The sequence below is a fragment of the Brucella sp. LJL56 genome, assembly GCF_054871705.1.
The window spans coordinates 49285-75805 of the sequence record NZ_JBTXLQ010000007.1; the positions used below are offsets into that span (position 1 = coordinate 49285).

A 26521-nucleotide genomic window follows, 5' to 3' on the forward strand; every position below is an offset into this window, starting at 1 on the left:
TGCAGCGAAACGCGCACAACTGAATCTGGATTTGGTATGACCATGAAACTGAAGGAAATCGCTCTCTTTAAGGAACTGGCCTCCGGCAATGCCGGCGAGGTGGAGATCACCGGCATCACGTCGGACTCCCGCAAGGTCGAACGCGGTTTTCTTTTCGCAGCGCTGAAGGGCGTGAAAGCGGATGGTGCGGCTTTTGTCGCCGATGCCGTCAAGCGCGGCGCCAGCGCCATCATCGCAGGCAAGGAGACGGCCATCGCCCACGCAGGCGTACCGGTCCTTCATGTTGACGATCCGCGCCTTGCGCTCGCAGTCGCGGCAGCACAGTTCTATGGCAAGCAGCCGCAAGTTATGGTTGCCGTCACCGGTACCAGCGGCAAGACTTCCGTCGCGTCCTTTGCCCGCCAGATCTGGGCTTATGCCGGGTTCCCGGCGGCGAATATAGGCACGACCGGCGTGTTTTCGCCGACGCGCAGCGACTATAATTCGCTCACAACGCCCGATCCCGTGGAACTGCATCGCGTTCTGGCAGAGCTTGCCGACGAAGGCGTGACCCATGCGGCTATGGAAGCCTCATCGCATGGTCTCGATCAGCGCCGTCTGGATGGTGTCAAGCTCGCCGCTGGTGCTTTCACCAATCTCGGTCGCGACCATATGGATTATCACGCGACCGTTGAGGAGTATCTCGGCGCGAAGATGCGTCTCTTCAACACGCTTTTGCCGAAGGGCGCGCCAGCCATCATCTTCTCCGACGACCATTTCTCGGCGCAGGCCATCGAAGCAGCAAGGCTTGCCGGTTGTGACGTGAAGACGGTGGGGCGGAAAGGCAATTTCATTGTCCTCAAGCGCGTGGAGCACGAGCGTTTCCGCCAGCATGTCGAAGTGCGCATCGGTGACGATATTTTCGAGATCGAACTGCCGCTCGCTGGAGATTTTCAGGTTGCAAATGCGCTGGTTGCAGCGGGACTTGCGATGGTCACAGGCGTGCCGGCTGCGGCTGCGATGCGCGCGCTGGAGCGTCTGAAAGGTGCTCCGGGACGCCTCGATCTTGTCGGTGCAACAGAAGATGGCGCGCCAGCCTATGTCGATTACGCCCACAAGCCAGAGGCGCTGGAAAATGTGCTGACTTCGGTGCGCCCGTTCACGACGGGTCGGGTGATCGTGGTGTTCGGTTGCGGCGGCGACCGTGACAAGGGCAAGCGTCCGATCATGGGCGAAATCGCCTCGCGACTGGCCGATGTGGCAATCGTTACCGATGACAATCCGCGTTCGGAAGTTCCGGCCCAGATCCGCTCCGAAATCATGGCGGCGGCGCCGGGCGCGACCGAAATCGGTGATCGCCGGGAGGCAATTTTCACCGCCGTATCAATGATGCAACCCGGCGATACATTGGTCGTTGCGGGCAAGGGGCACGAGGAAGGGCAGGTCGTCGGCAACATCACGCTGCCATTCTCGGATCATGCGGAAGTCGCAGCCGCGCTTGCTGCCCGTCTTGAGGAGCGCTCGGAATGAGTGACTGGCTCTGGACGTCCAACGATATGGTTGAAGCCATGGAAGGCAGGCCCTTCGGCAACCTTCCTGCTGGTATAACCGGTATCTCCATTGATAGCCGCTCGCTGAAACCGGGCGAGGCATTTTTCGCGATCAAGGGCGAACAGTTCGACGGGCATGACTTCGTAACCTCTGCCATGGCCGCCGGTGCGGGTCTTCTTGTGGTGGCCGAGCATCGTCTGCCCGCATTCGGCAATTCAAAAGTGCCAATGATCGTCGTTGAGGACGTGCTTGAAGCTCTTACCAAGCTCGGCATTGCTTCGCGGGCGCGCTCGAAGGCACAGATCATTGCGGTGACAGGTTCCGTCGGCAAGACGACGACCAAGGAAGCCTTGCGTCACGTGCTTTCGGAAGTTGGCAAGGTTCATGCTTCTGTGGCGTCATTCAACAATCATTGGGGTGTGCCGCTGACGCTTGCACGCATGCCGGCTGATACCGATTACGGTGTCTTCGAAATCGGCATGAACCATCATGACGAAATCCGTCCGCTGGTGAAAATGGTGCGTCCGCATGTGGCGCTGATTACGCTGATCGCACCCGCACATCTCGGTCATTTCGCCAATCTGGAAGAAATTGCTGTCGCCAAGGCGGAAATTTTTGAAGGCATCGTCCCGGGTGGCTATGCACTTCTCAATCGGGACGACAAACGCTTCAAGCAACTGGAAGAACTGGCTGAAAAGGCTGGTGTCGAACACATTGCCACATTCGGGGAAAATGCCCGTTCCGACTACCGCCTGCGCGAAGTGAAGCTTCATCCTACCTGCTCGTGCATGACGGTGAAGATCGGCACGCATGAAGCAGCAGTCAAGGTCGGCATGCCGGGGCGTCACATTGTGCAGAACATGCTTGCCGTTCTGGGTGCCGCCGACCTTTCCGGTGCCGATATCGCGAAAGTCATGATGGCCATGGCGACGCTTGTCGCCGAGGGTGGACGCGGTGCGCGCCATGTGCTTCAGCATCCCGAGGGCACGTTCACGCTGATCGATGAGAGCTACAACGCCAATCCGACCTCGATGCGCGCAGCCCTGTCGCTGCTGCATTCGACGATACCGGAAGGTTCCCGTGGCCGTCGGATCGCGGTTCTGGGCGATATGCTGGAGCTTGGCCGTCAATCGGGCAAACTTCACGCCGATCTGGCGCGCCCGATCGTGGATGCCGAAGTGAACGCGCTTTTTATCGGTGGACCGGACATGGCGGCGCTTAAAAATGCCTTGCCGGTTGAAATTCAGACCGAGTACAGGCAAAGCACCGACGAATTGTTGCCGCTGGTGGTCAAGGCGGTCCGTCCGGGCGATGTCATTATGGTGAAATCGTCGAAGGGGATAGGCTTTTCCAAAATCGTCAAGGCGCTGATCAGCCAGTTTCCGCCGGTGGAACCCGCGGAGTAAGCGGTATTTGAGGGATTTTTCTCTATATGTTGATGCTTCTCACCTTCTTCGCCGAACATATGACACCGCTCAATGTGTTCCGCTACATTACTTTCCGCACCGGCGGCGCGATGATTACATCGGCGCTGATCGTGTTTCTGTTCGGCCCGTCGATCATCAAGTCGCTCAGGGTGCGTCAGGGGAAAGGTCAGCCGATCCGCGCTGACGGCCCGCAGACCCATTTCAAGAAGGCCGGTACACCCACGATGGGCGGCCTCATGATCATGACCGGCATTCTTGTGTCGTGCCTGCTCTGGGCCAATCTTGCCAGTGTCTATGTCTGGGTGGTGCTGACGGTCACGGTGGGCTTCGGAGCCATCGGTTTCTACGATGACTACCTGAAGGTAACGAAGCAGTCCGACAAGGGCTTTTCCGGCAAGGCCCGTCTCGGGATCGAGTTTCTGATCGCCGCTGTCGCCGCTTTCATCATCATGCGGGCAGGGCAGGAGCCGTTCTCGTCATCCCTGACATTCCCGTTTGCCAAGCAGTTCGTCATCAATCTGAGCTGGTTCTTCATTCCGTTTGCGGCCTTCGTCATGGTTGGCGCAGGCAACGCCGTAAACCTGACCGACGGTCTCGACGGGCTTGCAATCGTGCCGGTCATGGTGGCTGCAGCCTCCTTCGGCTTCATCGCCTATCTTTCCGGTAATGCGATCTTCGCCGACTATCTGCAGATCCATTTTGTGCCGGGCACGGGTGAGCTTGCGGTGGTTCTCGGCGCTGTTATCGGCGCAGGCCTCGGCTTTCTCTGGTTCAATGCACCGCCCGCCGCTATCTTCATGGGCGATACGGGTTCGCTGGCGCTGGGCGGCATGCTCGGCGCGGTCGCAGTTGCGACGAAGCATGAAATCGTTCTCGCCATCATCGGCGGTCTGTTCGTCGTCGAAGCGCTTTCCGTTATCATTCAGGTCGGCTCCTTCAAGCTGACCGGCAAGCGCGTCTTCCTGATGGCACCTATCCACCACCATTTCGAGAAGAAAGGCTGGACCGAGAGCCAGGTCGTGATCCGGTTCTGGATCGTTGCGATCATTCTCGCGATGATCGGTCTTTCCACCTTGAAGCTCAGATAACAGGCATATCGAATGATCCCGATCACCGCCCTCAAGGATAAGACAGTCGCCCTTTTCGGACTGGGCGGGTCGGGCATTGCGACCGCCAAGGCTATTCTTGGCGGAGGAGCAAAGATCATTGCCTGGGACGACAATCCCGACAGCGTTGCCCGTGCCCAGAGCGCGGGCATTGCCACAGGCGATCTGCGGCAGGCCGACTGGTCGCAATTCGCCGCCTTCGTGCTTTCACCGGGCGTCCCGCTAACCCATCCGAAGCCACACTGGACGGTCGATCTGGCTCATGCAGCCGGTGTTGAAATCATCGGCGACGTGGAGCTTTTCGTTCGCGAGCGCAATCATATCGCTCCCGATTGCCCGTTTATCGCCATCACCGGCACCAACGGCAAATCGACGACGACCGCTTTGATCGCCCATATCATCAAGGCTTCTGGCCGGGATATGCAGCTTGGCGGCAATATCGGCACTGCAATCCTGACGCTGGAACCACCGCAGGCAAATCGTTTTTATGTGGTCGAGTGTTCATCCTACCAGATTGATCTCGCGCCATCGCTGAACCCGACGGCGGGCATCCTGCTCAATCTGACGCCGGACCATCTCGACCGTCATGGCTCGATGGAAAACTACGCCGCGATCAAGGAGCGTCTGGTGGCGGCGAGTGATACCGCGATCATCGGCGTTGACGATCCTCACTGCGAAGCCATTGCGGATCGGCTTTATCGTGACGGCGTGCACGTCGTGCGGATTTCCAAGGAAAAGCGCCTCGGCAAAGGTTATTTTGCTGATGGCGCAAAGCTGCTCTGGTCGCAGGATGGCGAAATCGATGAAATCGCTTCGCTGGAAGGCATTGGTTCGCTGCGCGGCGCGCACAATGCACAAAATGCACTTGCAGCTATCGTCGCCTGCCTGTCGGTCGGTTTAAGCATCGAAGAGATACATGCCGGGTTGAGGAGCTTCCCTGGCCTTGCTCATCGCATGGAACAGGTCGGGCATCGCGGGAAAGTCCTGTTCGTCAACGATTCCAAGGCGACCAATGCGGAAGCAACTGCTCCGGCATTGTCTTCCTTCCCGCAGAACATCTACTGGATTGCAGGTGGTGTGCCGAAAGCTGGCGGGATTTCTTCGCTGGCGGGTTTCTTCCCCCGAGTCGCCAAAGCCTATCTGATCGGCGAAGCCGCAGCGCAGTTTGCAGCAACGCTTGGCGATGCGGCGCCGTTCGAGATTTCCGATACGCTTGCAGTCGCTGTCGAACACGCGGCCCGCGATGCCGGTAACGATGCTGCTCCCGAGCCGGTTGTGCTGCTGTCGCCCGCCTGCGCGAGCTTCGACCAGTTTCAGAATTTCGAAAAACGCGGTGATGCATTCCGCAGCGCTGTTCTGGCGCTTGCGGGTGTCGAGCCGATAGGAGGAAAAAGCTGATGGTAAGCCGTGTCGATCGCGGTCCTGTCGCCAATTGGTGGTGGACAATAGACCGCTTCTTCCTCGCCGCATGTCTGGCCCTGATGGGGCTTGGCATTCTGCTGTCATTCGCCGCAAGTCCTGCCGTGGCCCAGCGTATCGGCCTCGACGGGTTCCATTTTGTCGAGCGCCAGATTTTCTTCATGCTTCCGGCTGTGGCCGTCATGATCGGCGTTTCGTTTCTATCGCCGCGTCAGATCAGGCGATTTGCCTTGATCCTGCTTGGTATTTCGCTCGTGCTGATGGTTGCAGCACTGTTTTTCGGCATCGAGGTGAAGGGTGCGCGACGCTGGGTTAATCTGGCGGGCATCTCCATTCAGCCTTCGGAATTCATGAAACCTGCATTCGTGGTGGTCTGCGCCTGGCTGTTCTCGGAGCGTGAACGTGGCGGCGAAATGCCTGGCAATTTTCTTGCCATGCTGCTGTTCGGCACTGTAGCCGCTCTGCTCGTTCTCCAGCCTGACCTTGGCCAGACCATGCTGACCACTGGTACGTGGGGAGCAATGTTCTTCCTCGCCGGCCTGCCAATGTTCTGGATTCTGGTCCTCGGCGGCCTCGCCGTTTGCGGTGGTGTTTCAGCCTATTTCATGTTCGATCACGTCGCAGGGCGTATCAATCGGTTCATGACGGGCGAGGGCGACACGTTTCAGGTCGATGCCGGTCGCGAAGCAATCCTGCGCGGCGGCTGGTTCGGGCAAGGGCCGGGCGAAGGTACTGTCAAGCGCATCATCCCGGATAGCCACACCGACTTCATTTTCTCGGTTGCGGCGGAAGAATACGGCATCATTCTGTGCATGATCATCATGCTGCTGTTTGCCTTCATCGTCGTGCGCGGTCTTTCGATTGCGCTGCGCGAGCGTGATCCGTTCACCCGTCTGGCCGTTTCGGGGATTGTCATTCTGTTCGGCTTCCAGTCGATCATCAACATGGCCGTGAACCTGCATCTCATGCCTGCAAAGGGCATGACTCTGCCGTTCATTTCCTATGGCGGTTCCTCGCTCATCGCCATTGCTATCACGATGGGTATTCTCCTTGCTCTGACACGCCGTCGTCCGGAAGCCCGTATGACCCATACGGTCGGTAGCGGTGTCGATATGGGCAAACGCATTCCTGCGCTGTGAGGGGCAGATGGTAAAAGGCGTAATCGTACTGGCCGCCGGTGGAACGGGCGGCCATCTCTTTCCGGCGGAAGCGCTGGCGCATGAATTGAAGGTGCGCGGCTGGGACGTTCATCTGGCGACCGATGCGCGTGCGCAGCGTTTCGCGGGTGCCTTTGCGGAAGATCATGTTCATGTCATTCGCTCGGCGACGATTGCCGGTCGCAATCCGATAGCGCTTTTGAAGACGTTCTGGTCACTGTGGCAGGGCAATCTCGATTCTCGCAAACTGTTTCGTCGGCTGAAACCCAAACTCGTTGCGGGCTTTGGTGGCTATCCGACGCTGCCGCCGCTTTATGCGGCCAGCAACATGCATATTCCGACACTGGTGCACGAGCAGAATGCTGTCATGGGCCGCGCCAATAAAGGGCTTGCAGGTCGGGTAAAAGCCATTGCTGGTGGCTTTCTGCCCGAAACGGGCGGTGCTTATGCCGAGAAGACGGTCACGACCGGCAATCCGGTTCGTCCGCCCGTTCTGGCCGCAGCCGGAACACCCTACAAGCCGGTCAAGGCGGATGAACGGTTTCGTCTGCTGGTCTTCGGCGGCAGCCAGGGCGCGCAGTTCTTTTCGACCGCCATTCCCGCTGCCGTGGCTTTGTTGCCGGAAAAGGATCGGGCACGGCTGCTGGTCACCCAGCAGGCCCGGAAGGAAGACGAGGCGGCTGTTCGTGATACATACAAGAAGCTTGGTATTCCCGCCGACGTAGCGCCGTTTTTCAACGACATGCCTGCGCGTATGGCGGATGCCCAGTTTGTGATTTCGCGTTCCGGTGCTTCGACTGTTTCCGAGATCACGGTGATCGGTCGTCCGGCGATGCTGGTGCCGTTCCCGCATGCACTGGATCACGATCAGGCGGCGAATGCGGCAGCGCTCGCGGCTGTCGGTGGTGGCGAGGTTGTTCGCCAGTCGGAATTGTCGCCAGAACGCTTGGCCACGATACTCCAGACGGCGATGAATGAGCCGGAGCGGCTCGAAAACATGGCAAAAGCTGCAAAAAGCGTTGGTAAGCCGGATGCGGCGCGGTTGCTTGCTGATCTGGCAGAGGCTATTGCAGCGGGTAAATCTGTTCAGGAATTCAAAGAAGGAAACCGGCCATGAAAATGCCGCTGAATATCGGGCTTGTCCATTTCATCGGAATTGGCGGCATCGGCATGAGCGGTATTGCCGAAGTGCTGCACAATCTCGGTTACAAGGTACAGGGCTCGGACCAATCCGATAGCGCCAATGTACAGCGCCTGCGTGACAAGGGCATTGATGTCTTTGTCGGCCACAAGGCTGAAAATATCGGAGATGCCGAAGTTGTTGTCGTTTCGACGGCGATCAAGAAGAGCAATCCCGAATTGGTTGCTTCGCGCGAAAAGCTGTTGCCCATCGTGCGTCGCGCCGAAATGCTGGCAGAGCTCATGCGCTTCCGCCGTGCAGTTGCCATTGGCGGCACGCACGGCAAGACAACCACGACGTCCATGGTTGCGGCCTTGCTTGATGCCGGGCACCTCGATCCCACTGTTATCAATGGCGGTATCATTAACGCCTATGGCACCAATGCCCGCATGGGCGATGGAGACTGGATGGTCGTTGAAGCCGACGAAAGCGACGGCACTTTCCTGAAGCTTCCCGCCGATATCGCGGTCGTCACCAATATCGATCCCGAACATCTCGACCATTACGGCAATTTCGACAATGTGCGCGCCGCCTTTGCACAGTTCGTCGAGAACGTGCCGTTCTACGGTTTCGGTGTCATGTGCCTCGATCATCCGGAAGTGCAGGCTCTTGTGAGTCGCATTGAGGATCGCCGCATCATTACCTACGGTCAGAACCCGCAGGCGGAAGTACGCTTTATCAATCATCGCATGGATGGTGCGGCGAGCCTGTTCGATGTCGTGATCCGCTCCCGCAAGGGCGAAGCGACCGAGATCAAGGACTTGCGCCTGCCGATGCCGGGTCAGCACAACGTATCCAATGCAACGGCGGCAATTGCGGTTGCGCATGAGCTGGGCATATCCGCCGACGATATTCGTCGTGGGCTCAGCTCGTTCGGTGGTGTGAAGCGCCGCTTTACCCACACGGGCACATGGAACGGCGTCGAGATATTTGACGATTACGGCCATCACCCCGTTGAAATCCGGGCTGTGCTGAAAGCTGCACGTGAAGCCACGAAAGGCCGTGTGGTCGCCATCGTGCAGCCGCACCGTTTCACGCGACTTGCAAGCCTGTTCGACGAATTCGCGGCATGTTTCAATGATGCCGACACGGTTATCGTCACGCCGGTTTATACGGCTGGCGAAGATCTGATCGAAGGCGTCAATTCCGAGGCGCTGGTATCGCGTATCAAGACCGCAGGTCATCGCGATGCGCGCTATGCCAGTGGTCCAGAGGCGCTGGCGCCATTGGTCGCTTCGATTGCGGAGTCGGGCGACTTCGTGGTCTGCCTCGGTGCAGGCAATATTACGCAGTGGGCATATGCACTGCCGAAAGAACTGGCTGAGCAGGGTAAGAAGTAAGATGGAAAGCGGCGAGACGCTTCTGAAGAAGCTCGACGGCAAATTGTCGGGCTTGCGTGGTCGGCTGACACCCGATGCCGGTATGGACAAAATCACCTGGTTCCGCGCTGGCGGACCGGCACAGGTCCTGTTTCAGCCTGCCGACGAAGAGGACCTCTCCGCATTTCTGAAAGCCGTGCCGGAAGAGATGCCGATCCTCGTCGTCGGCATTGGCTCCAACCTGCTTGTACGTGATGGCGGTGTGCCCGGTTTTGTGATTCGGCTCTCGGCGAAAGGCTTTGGCGAGGTGGAGCGTGTCTCCGACACGCAGCTCAGGGCGGGCACAGCGACGCCAGACAAGCGTGTGGCCGCAGCGGCGCTGGAAGCGGGGCTGTCTGGCTTTCATTTCTACCACGGCATTCCTGGTGGCATTGGCGGGGCATTGCGCATGAATGCGGGCGCAAACGGTGTGGAAACGCGTGAGCGCGTCGTGGAAGTTCGTGCACTTGATCGCAAGGGCGAGGTGCATCTGCTTTCCAACGCGGATATGGGCTACGCCTATCGTCATTCCTCAGCCTCGCCGGATCTGATTTTCACTTCCGTATTGTTCGAAGGCAATCCGGGCGAGCCTGATGCAATCAGGCAGGCCATGGACGAGGTGCAGCACCATCGCGAGACGGTGCAGCCGGTGCGTGAAAAGACGGGCGGTTCGACCTTCAAGAATCCGGAAGGCACATCGGCCTGGAAGGAAATCGACAAGGCAGGCTGTCGCGGTTTGCGTGTCGGCGGCGCGCAGATGTCCGAAATGCACTGCAATTTTATGATCAATACAGGCACCGCAACGGGGCATGATCTGGAGACTTTGGGTGAAACGGTACGCGCCAAAGTTTTCGAAAATTCGGGTATTCGCCTTCATTGGGAAATCAAACGTCTTGGTTTGTTCCGCGAGGGTGAGCCGGTTGAAGAGTTTCTTGGAAAATTTTGATAAAAAAGTTGCCCGGATTTTCTACCTGATATTCCGGGCTTTTTTGCCTTCACAAGCGACACGTAAGGTTCGTCCCTTCCTATAGGGTCTTGTCACGGAATCAATCCTCTGATTCTTTAGGGTTAACCACACAGTGATTTGATTCGGCAGGATTTTCCTGCCGCGGGTGCCTGCGGCCTGTGCTGCTGGGTTACTCGGATTCTGTTTAATTGATGCGCAGGGGATTGCGCAGAGGGGATGCTAACATGACGGGAAAGCACGTCGCCGTTTTGATGGGCGGTTTCTCTTCGGAGCGTCCGGTCAGCTTGTCCTCCGGAACGGCTTGCGCTGCGACCCTTGAAGAGCGCGGCTATCGCGTGACGCGTGTTGATGTGGACCGCAATGTTGCCAGCGTTCTTGCCGAACTGAAGCCTGACGTTGCGTTCAATGCGCTGCATGGTCCTTTCGGTGAGGACGGTGCTATTCAGGGTGTTCTCGAATATCTCCAGATTCCCTACACGCATTCGGGCGTGCTCGCTTCGGCTCTTGCCATGGACAAAGATCGCGCCAAGAAGGTTGCGGTGGCGGCTGGTGTTGCTGTGGCTCCCTCAAGGCTTATGAATCGTTTCGACATCGGTATGGAGCATCCGATGGAGCCGCCTTACGTGGTGAAGCCGGTTCGTGAAGGGTCGAGCTTCGGTGTTGTTATCGTCAAGGAAGATCAGGCGCATCCACCGCAGGTTATCGGTTCAGCCGAGTGGAAATATGGCGATGAGGTTATGGTCGAAGGCTATATTGCCGGGCGTGAGTTGACTTGCGCCGTGATGGGCGATCGCGCCATGGACGTGTGCGAGATCATTCCGGTCGGGCATCAGTTCTACGACTATGATTCAAAATATGTTGCAGGCGCGTCTTCTCACGTGTGTCCGGCAAAAATTTTACCAAATATTTACCAAAAAATACAAACAATGGCCCTTACGGCGCATCGGGCAATCGGGTGTCGGGGCGTAAGCCGGTCAGACTTCCGTTTCGATGATCGTTTCTCTGAAGATGGCGAAGTTATCTGGCTGGAAATCAATACCCAGCCGGGGATGACTCCTACCTCGCTCGTGCCTGATATCGCCAAAGCGGCTGGTATCTCTTTCGGTGAATTGTTGAGTTGGATGGTGGAGGACGCGTCTTGTTTGCGTTGAACGGAAAATCGGACAGATATGGGCGCTCGGGCTCGATGCGGGATGCATCGGGAGCGATGGGTGCTGCTTTTGTCCTGCCGCGCTTCCTGCGCAAGCCGTTCCGCTTCGCTGTTCGCCTTTTCCAGGGCAACGTAAATATTCCGCGCCATGCTGGCACTGTCGGTATGCTGGGTTTCCTTGGTGCTACCGGCCTTTACGGTATGGTGGTTGGTAATCATACGCCCGAGGTCGTCAAGGCGACAGCTTCCACGTTTGGTTTCGCAATCGAGGATGTGAAGGTCGTCGGCAATAACGAGACTTCCGATATTGATATTCTGGGCCAGCTCGATCTCGACGGCGAGACGTCTCTTGTCGGTCTGAGCGCTGAAGAAGCACGCCAGTCCATCGACAAGCTGCCGTGGGTTGAAAGCGCAGAAGTTCGCAAAATTTATCCTGGTACTGTTCTCGTCTCGCTGCACGAGCGCAAGGCGTTCGCCATCTGGCAGAACGACAAGGACCTGTCGCTGATCGACGCCGCTGGTGACACGATCGTTCCGTTCCGTTCCGGTCGTTACAATTCGCTGCCGCTCGTCGTAGGCGAGGGCGCCGAAAAGAAGGTAAAAGGGTTCGTCGACGAGATTGCTGCCTATCCCGGTCTGGCCGGAAAGGTTCGTGCCTACATCCGTGTCGGCGACCGTCGCTGGGATCTGCTTCTCGATAATGGCGTGCGCATCATGCTGCCGGAAACCGATCCGCTGAAGGCATTGGCGCAGGTCGAGAAGCTCGATCAGGACCAGCATCTTTTGTCGCGCGATATCGCTGCGGTCGATCTTCGTCTCGATGATCGCGTGACGGTCCAATTGACGGCAACTGGCATGGAGCAGCGCCAGAAGTTTCTGGCAGAGCGTAAAAAAGAACTATCCCGCACGGGGAAGCGCGTATGAGTATTCTGGGCGGCAAGGGATCATCACAAGGCGGAACTGCAGGGCGCAAGGTGCGCCTGTTAACGGTTCTGGATGTCGGATCAAGCAAGGTTTCCTGCGTCATCGCACGGTTGCGTCCGCATGAAGGCGGCGCACTGCTGCCAGGTCGCACGCATCGTATGGAAGTGCTGGGCATAGGCCATCAGCGTTCGCGCGGCGTCAAGTCGGGCGTCATCATCGATCTGGATGCGGCTGAGCAGTCTATACGTCTTGCAGTCGATGCAGCAGAACGCATGGCTGGCCTTACCGTCGATAGTCTGATCGTCAATATTTCAGCCGGTCGCCTCAAGAGCGAAACCTTCACGGCAAGCGTCAATCTGGGCGGCCATGAAGTCGAGCAGACTGATATTCGCCGCGTTCTGGCCGCTGGTGCCAAGCAGGCGCTCGCAGCCGAGCGTCACCTCGTTCATTCGCTCCCTGTCGGTTATACGCTCGACGGTGAACGTGGCATTCGCGATCCTCTCGGAATGCTGGGCGACAGCCTTGGTGTCGACATGCATGTGCTGACCGCCGATGCAGCGCCGCTGCGCAATCTGGAGCTTTGCATCAACCGTTGCCACCTGTCGGTGGAAGCCATCGTAGCGACGCCTTATGCCAGCGGTCTTGCGGCTCTGGTCGGCGACGAGGCTGAAATGGGTGCGGCCTGCATCGATATGGGCGGCGGCACGACGACGATTTCCGTCTTCTCCGAAGGCAAGTTCATTCACGCCGATGCAGTGGCCATTGGCGGCAATCACGTGACGATGGACGTGGCTCGCGGCTTCTCCACCCGGATGGAAGATGCGGAGCGCCTGAAGGTCATGTACGGCTCCGCTCTGCCGAGCGCTGCCGATGACCGCGATCTCATCTCCGTTCCGCCCATCGGCGACGATGAGCGTGATGTACCCAATCAATATCCGCGCTCGGTGCTGACGCGGATTATCCGTGCAAGAGTGGAAGAGACGTTGGAACTGGTGCGCGACAGGCTCAACCAGTCAGGTCTTGGACATATTGTCGGCAAGCGTGTGGTTCTGACCGGTGGCGCAAGCCAACTGCCAGGAATGCCAGAGGCTGCCAGGCGAATCCTTGCAAGAAATGTACGAATCGGGCGTCCTCTAGGAATAGCGGGATTGCCTGAGGCGGCTAAGGGGGCAGCTTTTGCCGCGACCGTTGGACTTCTGATTTACCCGCAGGTGGCCGGGATAGAGGAGCGGTCGGTGAAAGCGGCTTCCTCCGGTCTCATGACCGGTACGGGTGGGCGCATTCAACGTGTCAGCCAATGGCTGAAAGAGAGTTTCTGAGTAGCAAGTGTTGTGTAAGCTGTTGAAATAGCGTGTTGAATTATTGGGGCGTGACCATCTGGGTAACAACCAATCCACACCGCGGCGGCGAAGCGGTGGTAAGGCTTAAGAGGAACAAGGACCTATGACTATCAATCTGCAAAAGCCGGATATCACCGAGCTGAAGCCACGCATCACCGTATTCGGTGTTGGCGGCGGCGGCGGCAATGCGGTCAACAACATGATCAATGCCGGTCTGCGCGGCGTGGATTTTGTCGTAGCCAACACCGACGCTCAGGCTTTGACGATGTCGAAGTCGGAACGCATGATCCAGCTTGGCGCTGCCGTCACGGAGGGTCTTGGTGCTGGTTCCCAGCCAGAGGTTGGCCGCGCGGCCGCTGAAGAATGCATCGACGAAATCGTCGATCATCTGAACGGCACGCATATGTGCTTCGTGACCGCAGGCATGGGTGGCGGCACCGGCACTGGCGCTGCTCCCGTCGTGGCGCGTGCAGCGCGCGAACGCGGTATCCTCACCGTTGGCGTTGTGACCAAGCCTTTCCATTTCGAAGGCGCCCGCCGCATGAAGACTGCCGATCTCGGCATTGAAGAACTGCAGAAGAATGTCGATACGCTTATCGTCATTCCGAACCAGAACCTCTTCCGCATCGCCAACGACAAGACCACCTTCGCCGATGCTTTCGCAATGGCTGACCAGGTGCTCTATTCGGGCGTTGCCTGCATCACAGACCTGATGGTCAAGGAAGGCCTCATCAATCTCGACTTCGCCGACGTTCGTTCGGTGATGCGCGAAATGGGCAAGGCGATGATGGGTACGGGCGAAGCTTCCGGCGAAGGCCGCGCAATGGCTGCTGCCGAAGCTGCAATCGCCAACCCGCTGCTCGACGAGACCTCGATGCGCGGCGCAAAGGGCCTCCTGATCTCGATTACCGGTGGTCGCGACATGACCCTGTTCGAAGTCGACGAAGCTGCAACGCGTATTCGCGAAGAAGTCGATCCGGATGCGAACATCATCCTTGGCGCAACCTTCGACGAAGGCCTCGAAGGCGTCATCCGTGTGTCTGTTGTCGCAACCGGTATTGACAAGCAGTTAGGAGACGCGGCGCCTGCGCCGCTGGAATTTCGCCAGCCGGTAAAGCAGACTGCTCAGGTGAAGCCGATGGCTCCGCATGGCGCACTTCGTCCTCCGGTCGTTGAACAGCCGCGTCAGGTCGATCCTATTGCCCAGGCGATCCAGTCTGCTGAAGCTGAAATTCCAGCCGCACCGGCAGCTCCTGCCGCTTCCGCCGAGCCGGAATTCCGCCCGCAGAGCCGCATTTTCCAGGCTCCGGCGCCGGAATCCTTCGAACGTGCTCCGGCTGCCCGTGCACCGATGCCGCAGGCCCCGGCAGGTCATCAGGCAGCACAGCCACAGGCCTACCAGCAGCCGCAGATGCACGAACAGCCGGTACGCGAGCCGCGCCCGGCTCCGCGTATGCCTGCCGTTTCGGATTTCCCGCCGGTTGCACAGGCTGAAATAAATGCTCGTCGTGCTCCGCAGCAGCCTGCGCAGGAAGAGCCGCGTGGCCCGATGAGCCTCCTGAAGCGCCTGACCCATGGTCTGTCGCGTCGCGAGGAAGATCAGCCTGCAGCCCGTCTGGAACCGGCTCAGCATCGTGAACCTGGCATGCGCCCGGCTGAACGTCGCGCTCCACAGCAGGATTCGTCGATCTATGCACCGCGTCGTGGCCAGCTTGACGATCAGGGCCGTCCGCAGCCGCGTGCAGCTTCGGAAGAAGATCAGCTCGAAATCCCGGCCTTCCTGCGCCGCCAGTCGAACTGAGCCACTTCGGACAACGAATAAGAAAGCCGCGGGTAACTCCCGCGGCTTTTTCGTTTCTGTAAACAAAATCAAAACATTCGTAAGAAAGCGTGATTTTGTTCAAGTCACGCAAATTATTATTTTAATTGAAACGGGGTATGGTTGGGGCAGCACATGTTTGTGAACCTTGTGTATTTCCGGTCGCAATTTTAGCTATATCTATCCATATAGACGCAAAGAATTGCGAAACGGGCTGTGTTGAAATTCCGTTTGAACGGCCTGCATTCATTTTATTCAGCAGATTGGAACTCTCTTGAGCGCTTATCAAAAGACAATTGGTCGTGCGGTCACGCTTTCGGGCGTTGGCGTTCATGGCGGAGCCCCGGCTTCGGCGACTTTTTTCCCAGCCGATGCTGACACGGGCATTGTCTTCCAGCGTTCCGACATGAAGGGCAGCGCACCAGAAGTGCGCGCCCACGTTTCGCAGATCGGTGCAACGGATCTCTGCACGTCGCTTGGGCCGAAAGAATCCAAGATTGATACGGTCGAACACCTGATGGCGGCAATCGCTGCATTGGGCATCGATAACCTTATCGTGGAAGTCGATGGCCCGGAAGTTCCCATTCTCGATGGTACTTCTGCGCGCTTTATCGAAGCTTTCGATGAGGCGGGTGTCGTCACGCAGGAAGCAAAGCGCCGCTTTATCCGCATTCTGAAAACGGTCCGGGTTGAAGCCGGAGGTTCCTGGGGGGAGTTCCGTCCTTTCGCCGGTACGCGATTTGAGGTCGAAATCGATTTCGAGTGCCCGCTGATCGGGCGGCAGAAATTTGCTGATGACGTGGATGAAGCGACCTTCCGCAAGGAGCTTTCCACCGCGCGCACGTTCGGTTTCATGAAGGATGTGGAACGTCTCTGGGCTTCGGGCCATGCGCTTGGCTCTTCGCTCGACAATTCGCTTGTCATCGGTGACGATAACTCGGTTATCAATCCGGGTGGCCTGCGTTTCAAGGACGAATTCGTTCGCCACAAGACACTCGATGCTGTCGGTGATCTGGCTCTGGCCGGCCTTCCGTTCATCGGCTGTTTCCGCTCTTATCGCAGCGGTCACAGACTGAACGCCGAAACGGTGAAGGCGCTGCTGTCGGACAAGACTGCATTCGACATTGTCGAGGCTTCCGGTGTCCGCCGGAATTCCAGGGCGTCGGATTTCGTTACCGTGAAGCCGAATATCGCCGCTCCATGGGCGCTCTAACTTCTTCTATTTCAAGCATAATCTTATCGATCCTCGTTCCACTCCGGTCGGATTATGCTCTAAAATCAGCCAAGAAATAAGTGCGTATCGGCGCATGGCCTTAATTGAGCCGTGTTCGCCGGTTCACCTCGCAATTGAGTCGGTGCGCCGTGTCTGCGGTGGATTGATCGGGGAGCATCTACCCATACGGGTGGTCAATACCGGGGACAATTCACACTGGTTACGCGTTTCGATACGCCGTCCGGCGCATTTCAGACCACTAGGCGATTGCCGATTTCGCCTGCATGTGGTTTATGGACGGCCAAAACAGCGTCAGCTATGTTCGTACATTTGCTGAAGCTGAATGATTTGTATGGATGGAGCCGCCGTGCAGTGTTAGAAGCACGCAGCTCCAAACAGGAATGACGCTGCCAGAAGGCCGGAGACCGCATGACGAGTTTCAAATTCAAGGGTGTGACGAAAACCGCGCTGCTGACTGGCGCTATCGCCGTTCTTATCCCGCTCGCCGGTTGTGCCAGCAAGGACGACGACATCGATCTCACCAAGTATGTCGAGACGATCGATCCAGCCGACAAACTCTACAATGAAGGTCTCGCCAATCTGGACGCAGGCCGCCTCGATGAAGCTGCGAAGAAATTCGCTGCCGTCGACCGCCAGCATCCCTACACTGAATGGGCGCGCAAGTCGCTCGTGATGGCTGCCTTCACCAACTACCGCAAGGGCAATTACGAAGAAGCGATTTCGATGGCGAAGCGTTACAACACGCTTTACCCGACTTCGCCTGAATCTGCTTACGCCTATTACATCATTGGTCTTTCCTATTTCCGCCAGATCCCTGACGTGACCCGCGACCAGGCTGCAAGCCGCCGCGCAATCGCTGCGATGCAGGAAGTGGTCGATCGCTTTCCGGATTCCGAATATACCGATGATGCCAAGGCCAAGATCCGCTTTGCGCGCGACCAGCTCGCCGGCAAGGAAATGCAGATTGGCCGTTACTATCTGGAACGCAAGGAATATCTGGCAGCTATCAAGCGCTTCCGCGGCGTCGTGGAGGAGTATTCCAACACCCGCCAGGTGGAAGAAGCGCTCGCTCGTCTCGTCGAAGCTTATTATGCGCTTGGTCTGACGTCGGAAGCCCAGATGGCCGCCTCGGTTCTCGGCAAGAACTACCCGGACAGCCAATGGTACAAGGACAGCTACAAGCTTCTGCAGAGCGGCGGTCTTCAGCCGCGCGAGAATGGCAATTCGTGGCTGGCCAAGGCTTCGTCGCTCATCACCGGCGGCTCATAAGCCGATTCCCATATGCTGTCGCACCTGTCGATCCGCGATATTGTTCTGATTGAAAGGCTCGACATCGAGTTCAAGACAGGCTTGTCCGTGCTTACCGGTGAAACCGGAGCGGGCAAGTCTATCCTGCTTGATTCGCTTTCGCTGGCGCTTGGTGCACGCGGCGATGCCTCTCTCGTGCGCCATGGTGCCGATCAGGGGCAGGTGACAGCGGTATTCGATGTGCCGGGTGGTCATCCGGCGCGACTTTTTCTTCGCGAAAATGGTTTTGACGACGACGGCGACGTTATCTTGCGTCGTTTGCAGATGGGCGATGGCCGCACGCGCGTCTTCATCAACGATCAGGCGGCAAGCGTCGCGCTGCTGCGCGATCTCGGGCGCAGACTGGTGGAAATTCACGGCCAGCATGACGACCGGGCACTGATCGATACCGATCTTCATCGCACATTGCTGGATGCTTTCGGTGGTCTCGAGCAAGAGGCCGCATTGGTCCGCGAGCGTCACAAGGCCTGGCGCGATGCGGAAACCGCACTTGCCAAGCATCGCGCCCGCGTCGAGCAGGCCGAGCGTGAAGGTGACTACCTGCGCTCTTCGGTTGAAGAACTGACCAAGCTTGATCCGCAACCTGGCGAGGAAGAAGAGCTCGCCGAGCGCCGCGCGATCATGATGAAATCCGAAAAGATCGCCGGTGACGTGAACGAAGCTGGCGAGTTGCTGTCGGGGCAGGGATCACCTGTACCGACGCTGGCGAGCCTCGTGCGCCGTCTGGAGCGCAAGATTCCGGAAGCGCCGCATCTGCTGGAGCCGGTTTGCAAAGCAATCGATGAGGCGCTCAACAGTTTGGCTCTCGCTCAGGACGGTATAGATCACGCCATGCGCGAGATCGATTTCGATCCGCGTGTGCTGGAACAGGTCGAGGAGCGGCTTTTTGCTCTGCGTGCCGCTGCGCGCAAATATTCTGTCCCGGTGGAAGGATTGCCTGCACTGCGTGACAAGATGGATGCTGATCTTGCCGATCTCGATGCTGGAGCGGAAAAGCTCATCCAACTGGAAAGTCAGGCGAGCGAAATGCGGGCGGCCTATGACACGGCAGCGGCTAAACTTTCCGGGTCGCGCAAGGAGACGGCGGAGCATCTAAAGGCCGCCGTAATGGCCGAACTGCCGGCACTGAAGCTTGAGCGTGCTGAATTCATCGTTGAAATGACGACTGACGCGCAAGCGCGGGCTGCGGAAGGCATCGATACAGTTGAATACTGGGTGCGCACCAATCCGGGCACAAGGGCTGGTCCGATGATGAAGGTCGCTTCGGGTGGTGAGCTTTCGCGTTTCCTGTTGGCGCTGAAGGTGGCGCTTGCGGATCGCGGTTCGGCCCCGACGCTCGTATTTGATGAAATCGATACCGGCGTGGGCGGTGCGGTGGCAGATGCCATTGGGCAGCGCCTTGCGCGGCTCTCCGGTCGCGTGCAGGTCCTTTCGGTCACGCATGCGCCGCAGGTGGCAGCGCGTGCCTCCACACATTTCCTGATTGCCAAATCGGCAACCCATGAAGACCGGATGGCGACCTCGATCCGATCCATCGGGGTGGGTGAACGACAGGAAGAGATCGCCCGCATGCTGGCCGGTGCCAGCATCACTGATGAAGCACGTGCCGCTGCCGAGCGGTTGCTCGCCGAGAATTGAGCATTTCCAGCAAAAGTGCGAAGCGGTTTTGCGTCGGATAATGCGTACAACAAAGAAACAGTGCACTCGTCTCCTGACACGACGCTGTCAGGGGATTTGCATGTTCGTAATGTCGGGCTGGTGTAGGCGCGATGCCATTTCTTGGTTATGTTGAGCAAAATTGAATCAGCAGGTTTTGCTCCGCCTATGACCGATATTCCCGTCGAAAAACTGACCGAATCAGAAGCCGCTTCCGAACTGGAACGGCTGGCGCTCGAAACTGCTCATCATGATGAGCTTTATCATGCCAATGACCGGCCAGAGATTTCGGATGCCGAGTATGATGCGCTGAAGCGGCGCAACGATGCGATTGAAGCGCGTTTTCCGCATCTCGTACGAGCAGACAGTCCGTCTTTGCGGGTCGGCACTGCGCCGGTTTCCAAATTCGCACAGATTGTCCATGCGCGTCCGATGCTTTCGCTCGGTAATGCGTTTTCGGATGAGGACGTGCGCGATTTCGTGGGCAGTGTCTATCGCTTCCTGGGGCAAATACCGGATAACTCAATCGCGTTTACCGCCGAACCGAAGATTGACGGGCTTTCCATGTCGATCCGTTACGAGAACGGAAATCTGGTTAGCGGCGCGACGCGCGGTGACGGTACGACCGGCGAGAATGTCACGGCGAATATCCGCACTATCGCCGAAATTCCGAACAGACTTCCGGCTGGAGCGCCTTCTATCGTTGAAGTGCGCGGCGAGGTCTATATGGCCAAGAGCGACTTCCTCGCGCTCAACGAGCAGATGGCAGCCGAAGGCAAGCAGACTTATGTGAACCCGCGCAACACGGCAGCAGGTTCGCTCCGCCAGCTCGACGCCAAGGTGACGGCGAGCCGCAAGCTGAAATTCTTTGCCTATGCCTGGGGTGAGATGTCGGACATGCCTGCCGATACGCAGCATGGCATGGTTGAGATTTTCCGCGAATGGGGATTTCCCGTCAATCCGCTAACGAAGCGGCTTCACGGTGCAGACGAACTGCTTGCGCATTATCGTGCCATCGGTCTCGAACGATCAATGCTCGACTATGATATCGATGGCGTCGTCTACAAAGTTGATCGGCTCGATTTACAAACGCGGCTAGGCTTTCGTTCACGCAGCCCGCGTTGGGCAATTGCGCATAAGTTTCCGGCAGAACAGGCTTTTACAAAGCTTCTGAAAATCGACATTCAGGTCGGACGTACCGGTGCGTTGACGCCGGTAGCGCGGCTGGAGCCGATCACTGTCGGTGGAGTGGTCGTCACGAATGCGACGCTGCACAACGAGGACTATATCAAGGGTATCGGCCTCAAGGGTGAGCGTATTCGCGCGGATGAGCATGACATTCGCGTCGGCGATACGGTTATCGTGCAGCGTGCAGGCGATGTCATCCCCCAGATTGTCGATGTTGTGCTGGAGAAACGCCCGGATGATGCTGTGCCTTTCCATTTCCCCCATGAATGCCCGGTCTGTGGCAGCCATGCCGTGCGCGAAGAGGGCGAGGCGGTTTATCGCTGCACCGGCGGTCTGACCTGCGCTGCACAGGCAGTTGAGCGCATTCGCCATTTCGTATCGCGCAATGCGTTCGATATTGAAGGTCTTGGTGAAAAACAGGTCGAGTTTTTCTTCCATGCCGAAGATGACAGCCTGAAGATCAAATCGCCTGCGGATATTTTCACGCTTCAAAAACGACAGGCCGAATCGCCTCTGAAGAAACTCGAGAACATCGAAGGCTTCGGCGTGACTTCCGTGAAGAAGCTTTATGATGCGATCAATGACCGGCGCGAGATTGCCCTGCATCGTTTTCTGTTCGGCCTTGGCATCCGTCACGTTGGCGAGGTGAATGCCAAGCGTTTTGCGCGGGCCTATCTGTCTTATGCGGCTTTTGAAAAAGCTGCTCTGGAGGCTGTACCGCCGAAAGAAGGCGACCGCACCGATAAGGGCAACGAATCCTGGCAGGAACTGATTGCGGTTGAGGGCATCGGTTCCATCGTTGCTGAAGCTGTCGTGGATTTTTATGTGGAGCCGCATAACCGCGAAGTGCTGGCCGCTCTTCTGGCCGAAGTGACGCCGCTTGATGAGGAAGCACGTGTTTCTACCGGTTCGCCGGTCGAAGGCAAGACGGTAGTATTTACCGGCAGTCTGGAACGTATGTCGCGCGATGAGGCGAAGGCCATGGCCGAGCGCTACGGAGCAAAGACAGCCGGATCGGTATCGAAAAAGACCGATCTCGTGGTTGCCGGACCGGGAGCGGGTTCCAAACTCGCCAAGGCGTCGGAGCTTGGCATCGAAGTCATTGATGAAGACGCCTGGTTTACACTGGTCGGAGAAGAATAATGGCCCCGTTCAGCGGATTTGGTGAGAAAGCGATCCCGTTTCTGAAAGCTCTGGATTTTCACCAGAATCGCGAATGGTTCGTTGAGAACAAAGATCTTTTCGAACAGCAGTTGAAGGAGCCGCTTGGCGATCTTGTGGACGAACTGACTGGTCGTTTCGAAAAGGCCGGTCTGCCGTTCAAGGGCGACCGGGTGAAATCGCAGTTCCGCATCAAACGCGATACGCGGTTTTCCAAGGACAAGGCACCCTATAACCGCCACCTGTCTGCACTATTGTCGCAATCGGGTACCAAATGGGACGAGAGCGGCTGCTTCTATGTCTGCATCGGCCTGCCGGGTGTCCGCGACTGCTACGCCTGTGTGGCTTGGTGGGGGCCAAAGAAGGAACTGCTTCTGGCTATACGCACTTCTATTGCCGAGAAGCCGGAAGAATTCCGCGCTATGGTCGCGAAGCTCAAGAAAAACGGTTTGAGAATCAGTGATTATGACCGGCTGAAACGCACGCCACGTGGTTTCGAGGCCGTGACCGATGATGATCTGCTGGAAGCAATTCGCAATCGGCATTTTTCTGTGCGAATCGAAATCGATCCTGACACGATTACCAATCCCGATCTGGCGGATCGCCTTGTCGACTTCACCGAACGGGCTCGCCCGCTTGTGGACTGGATGCACAAAATCGAAAAGACCGTTCCGCAACAATCATGATCATTCATGAATGCATCAGCAGGATTTATGAGTGATGCGCAAATGCGGCATCGCTGTTTAATAGTATGATTTTTTGGGAAATCATATTCCAACGGGTCGTAGAATTTCCTAGTTACTCTTCATTCGGAGGAGTGAATATTCGTGGATCAGACTTTTCGGCCCGTAAGGGCTTCAGCGCGCGCCGATATTATTGACGGTGTCCGGCGCGGACTTCCGCTTGTCGTTGCCGGAGCGCCCTTTGGCTTGCTGTTCGGCGCACTTGCTGTCGATAACGGATTGTCGCTCGCCGAAGCGGTGTTCATGAGCTCCATCATCTATGCCGGGGCCAGCCAGATGGTCGGGCTTGATCTTTTCGGCCAGAACATCGCGCCGTGGATGATCGTCATGTCGATCTTCGCCGTCAATTTCCGGCACGTGCTCTATTCGGCGACCACGGGTCGGCGCATCCGTCACTTCAAGCCATGGCAGAAGGCGCTGGCCTTTTTCGTGCTGGTGGACATCCAGTATGCGGAAGTGGAACAGCGGGCGGAAGCCGGAAAGCCGGTCACCTTCGTCTGGTATATGGCCATCGGGCTCACATTCTATCTGACCTGGGTTCTCGAAGCGGTGATTGGCGGGCTGTTCGGGAATCTCATTTCGGATCCCTATGCTTTTGGCATCGATTTTCTGTTGCCGATCTATTTTCTCGGCATGGTGATGAGCTTCCGTCATCGGCAGAACTGGCTGCCGGTCGTCATCGTCAGTGCGATTTCAGCGGTGGCCGCCTACAAGTTCGTGGGTTCTCCGTGGCATGTTTCGCTGGGTGCGCTCGGCGGCATCGTGCTTGCGGCGATTATTGCCAAGCCACGCGAAGGGGAGGCGTAAATGTCCACCACGATCTGGATCATTCTCGCAGGCGCGCTTTGTACTTATCTCACCCGTATTGGCGGGCATCTGGTCCTGTCACGCTTCAGCCGTGTGCATTATCGGGTGGAAGCGGCGCTCAACGCCGTGCCTGCAGCCGTTCTGACGGCCATCGTAGCCGCACCTGCTTCGGATCACGGCTGGCGGGAACTGCTCGTGCTTGCGGTCTGTATCGTGCTTTCGTTGCGACTCAGCATGATGACCATGTTCTTTGCAGGCGTAGCGCTTTTGATCGCGCTACGCCATTTCACCGTGTGAAGGCATTGTCAAAGCGGCGCAGTCGCCGCTTCGAGCCATTTGCGTTCAGCGTCCTTGAGATGGCCTGACAGCTTCTCGCGCACGCTGGCATGGTAGCGGTTCAGCCAGTCGATTTCCTCCTGCGTGAAAAGCGACTTGTCGACCAGGCGTCGGTCGATAGGGCAGAACGTCAGAGTCTCGAAGCCCATCATCGGAATGTCGCCGCCTTCCGGTACTTCGGGTTCGGTGACGATGATGAGGTTTTCGATGCGAATGCCGAACGAATCGGGTTTGTAATAGCCCGGTTCGTTGGAAAGGATCATACCCGGCAGCAGTTCCTGCGCGCCCTTCTTCGAAATGCTTTGCGGGCCTTCGTGCACCGACAGATAGGAGCCGACGCCGTGGCCGGTTCCGTGCGCATAGTCGAAACCATGCTTCCATAGTGCGATACGTGCCAGAACGTCGATATCCTGCCCGCGTGTGCCTTTCGGGAAGCGGGCAGTCGTGATCGCAATCACACCTTTCAATACAAGCGTGAAAGCCCTGATCGTCTCTGGTGTCACCTTGCCGATGGGGACGGTGCGGGTGATGTCGGTGGTGCCGTCGCGATATTGTGCGCCGGAATCGACCAGATAAAGCTCGCCATCTTCAAGCGTTCTGTTGGTGTCGGTATTGACGCGATAATGGATGATCGCGCCGTTTGGCCCCGCACCGGAGATCGTGTCAAAAGATATATCTTCCAGTGGCATCTGGAAGTCACGCCCGGCTTCGGAGCGTGATTCTTCCAGCTTCTGCGCTGCGCTGATTTCATCGATTGTGCCGGGCTTCTGGGCGTCGACCCACGAGAGGAAATTGACCATCGCCACGCCGTCGCGCTCATGGGCAGCACGTGAGCCGTCAAGCTCGGCCTTGTTCTTGATTGCACGTGGGATACGGGCAGGGTCTTTGCCTTCGATTACGCTGCCACCTGCGCTGGTGACAATGAGGCGAAGTTTTTCGGCCGCGAGGATCGGATCGAGAAGAATAGCTTCGCCCTTGGCTGCGCGAGCACTGAGATGCCCTTCCAGATCGGCAGGCGACGAGAGCTTGGCGAGTTGGGTCAGATAGGCGCGCGGTTCGATGGCGAGCTTGCGTTCATCGATGAAAAGCTCTGGCTCACCCTTCGCAGGAATGATGGCAAAGCTCAGCGGAAGCGGCGTGTTGGACACGTCCTTGCCGCGGATATTGAACACCCATGCGACCGAAGACGGGTCGGTCAGGACAGTCGCGCTGGCACCACTTGCCGCAACCGTAGCCTGCATTTCCTTGATCTTGTCTTCTGCTTCATGACCTGAGAAGCGAGCTGGCTGGATCGTGATTTCTGCCGTCGGCACTTCAGGCTGGTCGTCCCAAACAGAATCGACAAGATTGATTTCCACGGGAACGAGCTGGCCGCCGTGGTTTTCGAGCGCGTCGCGTAAGCTGCGGGCCTCCGAAATGGTATGGAGCCAGGGATCGAAGCCGATATTCAGGCTCTTGCCGTTTTCCGCCAGCCAGGAAGCTGGCGGATTTGTAACAAGGCTTTCATAGGAGAAGACCTTCGGGTCGGTCTGGGCGCGGACCTGTAGCTCATAGCGTCCATCAACGAAGATGTAGGCACTATTCTTGAGGATGAGCGCGGCACCGGCCGATCCGGTGAACCCGGTCAGCCAGGCGAGACGTTGTGCGTGGGGCGGAACATATTCGCCCTGATGTTCGTCCGCCCTGGGAACCAGAAAGCCATCGAGGCCAAGTTCGGCCATCTTCGCACGTAATTTTGCAACGCGCGGGCCGCCATTGGCTGGATTTGTGGTGACGTCGAAATTCTGAAAAGCCATAGGTGTAACTCGCTCAAAACAGGAATATGCCGTGATTTATACGGCCTGTTATTTCAGATGAATTGCCACCCAGCCTTCGCGATGTAACGTCTTTTGATGGGTGAGTCCCTGTGCCTGATAGGCAGCGAGCACCGCATCATGCTGACTGTCAAGTATTCCCGAAAGAATGATGGAACCACCGGATGCCAAATGCTCCTTGAGGGAAGGGGCTAGCTCGATAAGAGGATTGGCGAGAATGTTGGCGACGATCAGGTCGAATGGCGAATAGGAACGGAAGATTGAGTGGCCGAAACCTTCTGCCGTTGCTGTGACGATATGTTCTGCCACACCGTTTTTGGCGGCATTTTCGGCAGCGACCGTGACGGCAATGGGATCAATATCCGTGGCCAATACCGGAATCGGGGCAAGCTTGGCGATGGCGATGGCAAGAACTGCGCTGCCGGTGCCAAGGTCGAGCGCGTTGGTCGGATGTTCACCGGTGACGGTTTCTTCGATCAGTTCGAGGCATCCCGCCGTTGTACCGTGATGGCCGGTACCGAAGGCAAGACCGGCATCGATTTCAATGGGGATGTCGCCCGCTTCAATCTTGTCGCGGTCGTGTGAGCCGTGGACGAAGAAATGTCCAGCTCTCACTGGTTTCAGCCCTTCCAGCGAATGCGTGACCCAGTCGATGTCAGGCAGTTCCTCAACTGCGAAAATATTTGACCCCACCAGAGCATCGATTCGTCTGGCGACATCTTCGGCATCGTCTTCGACATAAACCGACACCTCGAAAATCTGCCGATCTTCATCGATCTCGGTGATAGCGATGGGGAAGCCGTCTTCCTCGAAAGCCTGTTCGAGAATGTTGTAAACGCGCTCGGCTTCCGCCTTATCCGCCGAAAAGAAAAGTCGTGACTGGGCCATGAAGTAAAA

General features: G+C 57.6%; 21 protein-coding genes. 19 read left to right on the forward strand and 2 right to left on the reverse strand.

Annotated features, from left to right (window positions below; all coding sequences use genetic code 11):
• Nucleotides 1–36: 36 nt before the first annotated feature.
• From ACYSN1_RS17355 to ACYSN1_RS17445, 19 genes are all read left to right on the forward strand, one after another.
• Nucleotides 37–1509, forward strand: coding sequence for a UDP-N-acetylmuramoyl-L-alanyl-D-glutamate--2,6-diaminopimelate ligase (locus ACYSN1_RS17355; RefSeq protein WP_461726834.1), 1473 nt, complete (start codon nucleotides 37–39; stop codon nucleotides 1507–1509).
• Nucleotides 1506–2936 carry a UDP-N-acetylmuramoylalanyl-D-glutamyl-2,6-diaminopimelate--D-alanyl-D-alanine ligase gene (locus ACYSN1_RS17360; protein WP_461726835.1) on the forward strand — a complete coding sequence of 477 codons (1431 nt, stop codon included), beginning with the start codon at nucleotides 1506–1508 and terminating at the stop codon, nucleotides 2934–2936. Before ACYSN1_RS17355 ends, ACYSN1_RS17360 begins: the two co-directional genes overlap by 4 nt.
• Before the next feature lie 26 nt (nucleotides 2937–2962).
• On the forward strand, nucleotides 2963–4045 hold the full coding sequence (mraY, locus tag ACYSN1_RS17365; protein ID WP_461726836.1) for a phospho-N-acetylmuramoyl-pentapeptide-transferase: 1083 nt from the start codon (nucleotides 2963–2965) through the stop codon (nucleotides 4043–4045).
• A 12-nt stretch (nucleotides 4046–4057) separates the two neighbouring features.
• Complete coding sequence (gene murD, locus ACYSN1_RS17370; RefSeq protein WP_461726837.1) at nucleotides 4058–5461, forward strand: UDP-N-acetylmuramoyl-L-alanine--D-glutamate ligase; 1404 nt, start codon at nucleotides 4058–4060, stop codon at nucleotides 5459–5461.
• The gene (gene ftsW, locus ACYSN1_RS17375) at nucleotides 5461–6621 is read left to right on the forward strand and encodes a putative lipid II flippase FtsW (protein WP_461726838.1); all 1161 of its coding nucleotides are present in this window, start codon (nucleotides 5461–5463) and stop codon (nucleotides 6619–6621) included. Before murD ends, ftsW begins: the two co-directional genes overlap by 1 nt.
• 7 nt (nucleotides 6622–6628) lie before the next feature.
• On the forward strand, nucleotides 6629–7756 hold the full coding sequence (gene murG / locus ACYSN1_RS17380) for an undecaprenyldiphospho-muramoylpentapeptide beta-N-acetylglucosaminyltransferase (RefSeq protein WP_461726839.1): 1128 nt from the start codon (nucleotides 6629–6631) through the stop codon (nucleotides 7754–7756).
• Complete coding sequence (gene murC / locus ACYSN1_RS17385) at nucleotides 7753–9159, forward strand: UDP-N-acetylmuramate--L-alanine ligase (protein WP_461726840.1); 1407 nt, start codon at nucleotides 7753–7755, stop codon at nucleotides 9157–9159. The genes murG and murC overlap by 4 nt, the downstream gene beginning before the upstream one ends.
• Before the next feature lies 1 nt (nucleotide 9160).
• Nucleotides 9161–10123 (forward strand): UDP-N-acetylmuramate dehydrogenase, encoded by a 963-nt coding sequence (gene murB / locus ACYSN1_RS17390; RefSeq protein ID WP_461726841.1) that lies wholly within the window; start codon nucleotides 9161–9163, stop codon nucleotides 10121–10123.
• A 245-nt stretch (nucleotides 10124–10368) separates the two neighbouring features.
• Entirely contained in the window at nucleotides 10369–11295 is a 927-nt protein-coding gene (locus ACYSN1_RS17395; RefSeq protein ID WP_461726842.1) for a D-alanine--D-alanine ligase, read from the forward strand.
• Nucleotides 11283–12218, forward strand: coding sequence for a cell division protein FtsQ/DivIB (locus ACYSN1_RS17400; RefSeq protein ID WP_461726843.1), 936 nt, complete (start codon nucleotides 11283–11285; stop codon nucleotides 12216–12218). Before ACYSN1_RS17395 ends, ACYSN1_RS17400 begins: the two co-directional genes overlap by 13 nt.
• Nucleotides 12215–13537 carry a cell division protein FtsA gene (gene ftsA, locus ACYSN1_RS17405; RefSeq protein WP_010659734.1) on the forward strand — a complete coding sequence of 441 codons (1323 nt, stop codon included), beginning with the start codon at nucleotides 12215–12217 and terminating at the stop codon, nucleotides 13535–13537. The genes ACYSN1_RS17400 and ftsA overlap by 4 nt, the downstream gene beginning before the upstream one ends.
• Before the next feature lie 124 nt (nucleotides 13538–13661).
• Complete coding sequence (ftsZ, locus tag ACYSN1_RS17410) at nucleotides 13662–15359, forward strand: cell division protein FtsZ (protein ID WP_140022081.1); 1698 nt, start codon at nucleotides 13662–13664, stop codon at nucleotides 15357–15359.
• A 292-nt stretch (nucleotides 15360–15651) separates the two neighbouring features.
• Nucleotides 15652–16590: a UDP-3-O-acyl-N-acetylglucosamine deacetylase gene (lpxC, locus tag ACYSN1_RS17415; protein ID WP_461726844.1), complete on the forward strand. Its 939-nt coding sequence runs from the start codon at nucleotides 15652–15654 to the stop codon at nucleotides 16588–16590.
• A gap of 429 nt (nucleotides 16591–17019) precedes the next feature.
• Entirely contained in the window at nucleotides 17020–17880 is an 861-nt protein-coding gene (locus tag ACYSN1_RS17420) for an outer membrane protein assembly factor BamD (RefSeq protein WP_461726845.1), read from the forward strand.
• A gap of 12 nt (nucleotides 17881–17892) precedes the next feature.
• Nucleotides 17893–19557 (forward strand): DNA repair protein RecN, encoded by a 1665-nt coding sequence (recN, locus tag ACYSN1_RS17425; RefSeq protein WP_461726846.1) that lies wholly within the window; start codon nucleotides 17893–17895, stop codon nucleotides 19555–19557.
• A 186-nt stretch (nucleotides 19558–19743) separates the two neighbouring features.
• A complete protein-coding gene (ligA, locus tag ACYSN1_RS17430) occupies nucleotides 19744–21906 on the forward strand; it encodes an NAD-dependent DNA ligase LigA (protein ID WP_461726847.1) in 2163 nt (720 codons plus the stop codon).
• Nucleotides 21906–22610, forward strand: coding sequence for a DUF2461 domain-containing protein (locus tag ACYSN1_RS17435; protein WP_461726848.1), 705 nt, complete (start codon nucleotides 21906–21908; stop codon nucleotides 22608–22610). Before ligA ends, ACYSN1_RS17435 begins: the two co-directional genes overlap by 1 nt.
• Nucleotides 22611–22751: 141 nt before the next feature.
• Nucleotides 22752–23474, forward strand: coding sequence for an AzlC family ABC transporter permease (locus tag ACYSN1_RS17440; protein ID WP_461726849.1), 723 nt, complete (start codon nucleotides 22752–22754; stop codon nucleotides 23472–23474).
• A complete protein-coding gene (locus tag ACYSN1_RS17445) occupies nucleotides 23475–23771 on the forward strand; it encodes an AzlD family protein (protein ID WP_010659742.1) in 297 nt (98 codons plus the stop codon). It abuts the gene before it with no gap.
• 8 nt (nucleotides 23772–23779) lie between these two features.
• Here the strand turns inward: ACYSN1_RS17445 and ACYSN1_RS17450 are convergent, their stop codons facing one another.
• A complete protein-coding gene (locus tag ACYSN1_RS17450) occupies nucleotides 23780–25606 on the reverse strand; it encodes an aminopeptidase P family protein (RefSeq protein ID WP_461726850.1) in 1827 nt (608 codons plus the stop codon).
• A gap of 48 nt (nucleotides 25607–25654) precedes the next feature.
• On the reverse strand, nucleotides 25655–26512 hold the full coding sequence (locus tag ACYSN1_RS17455) for a 50S ribosomal protein L11 methyltransferase (RefSeq protein WP_461726851.1): 858 nt from the start codon (nucleotides 26510–26512) through the stop codon (nucleotides 25655–25657).
• Nucleotides 26513–26521 lie beyond the last annotated feature (9 nt).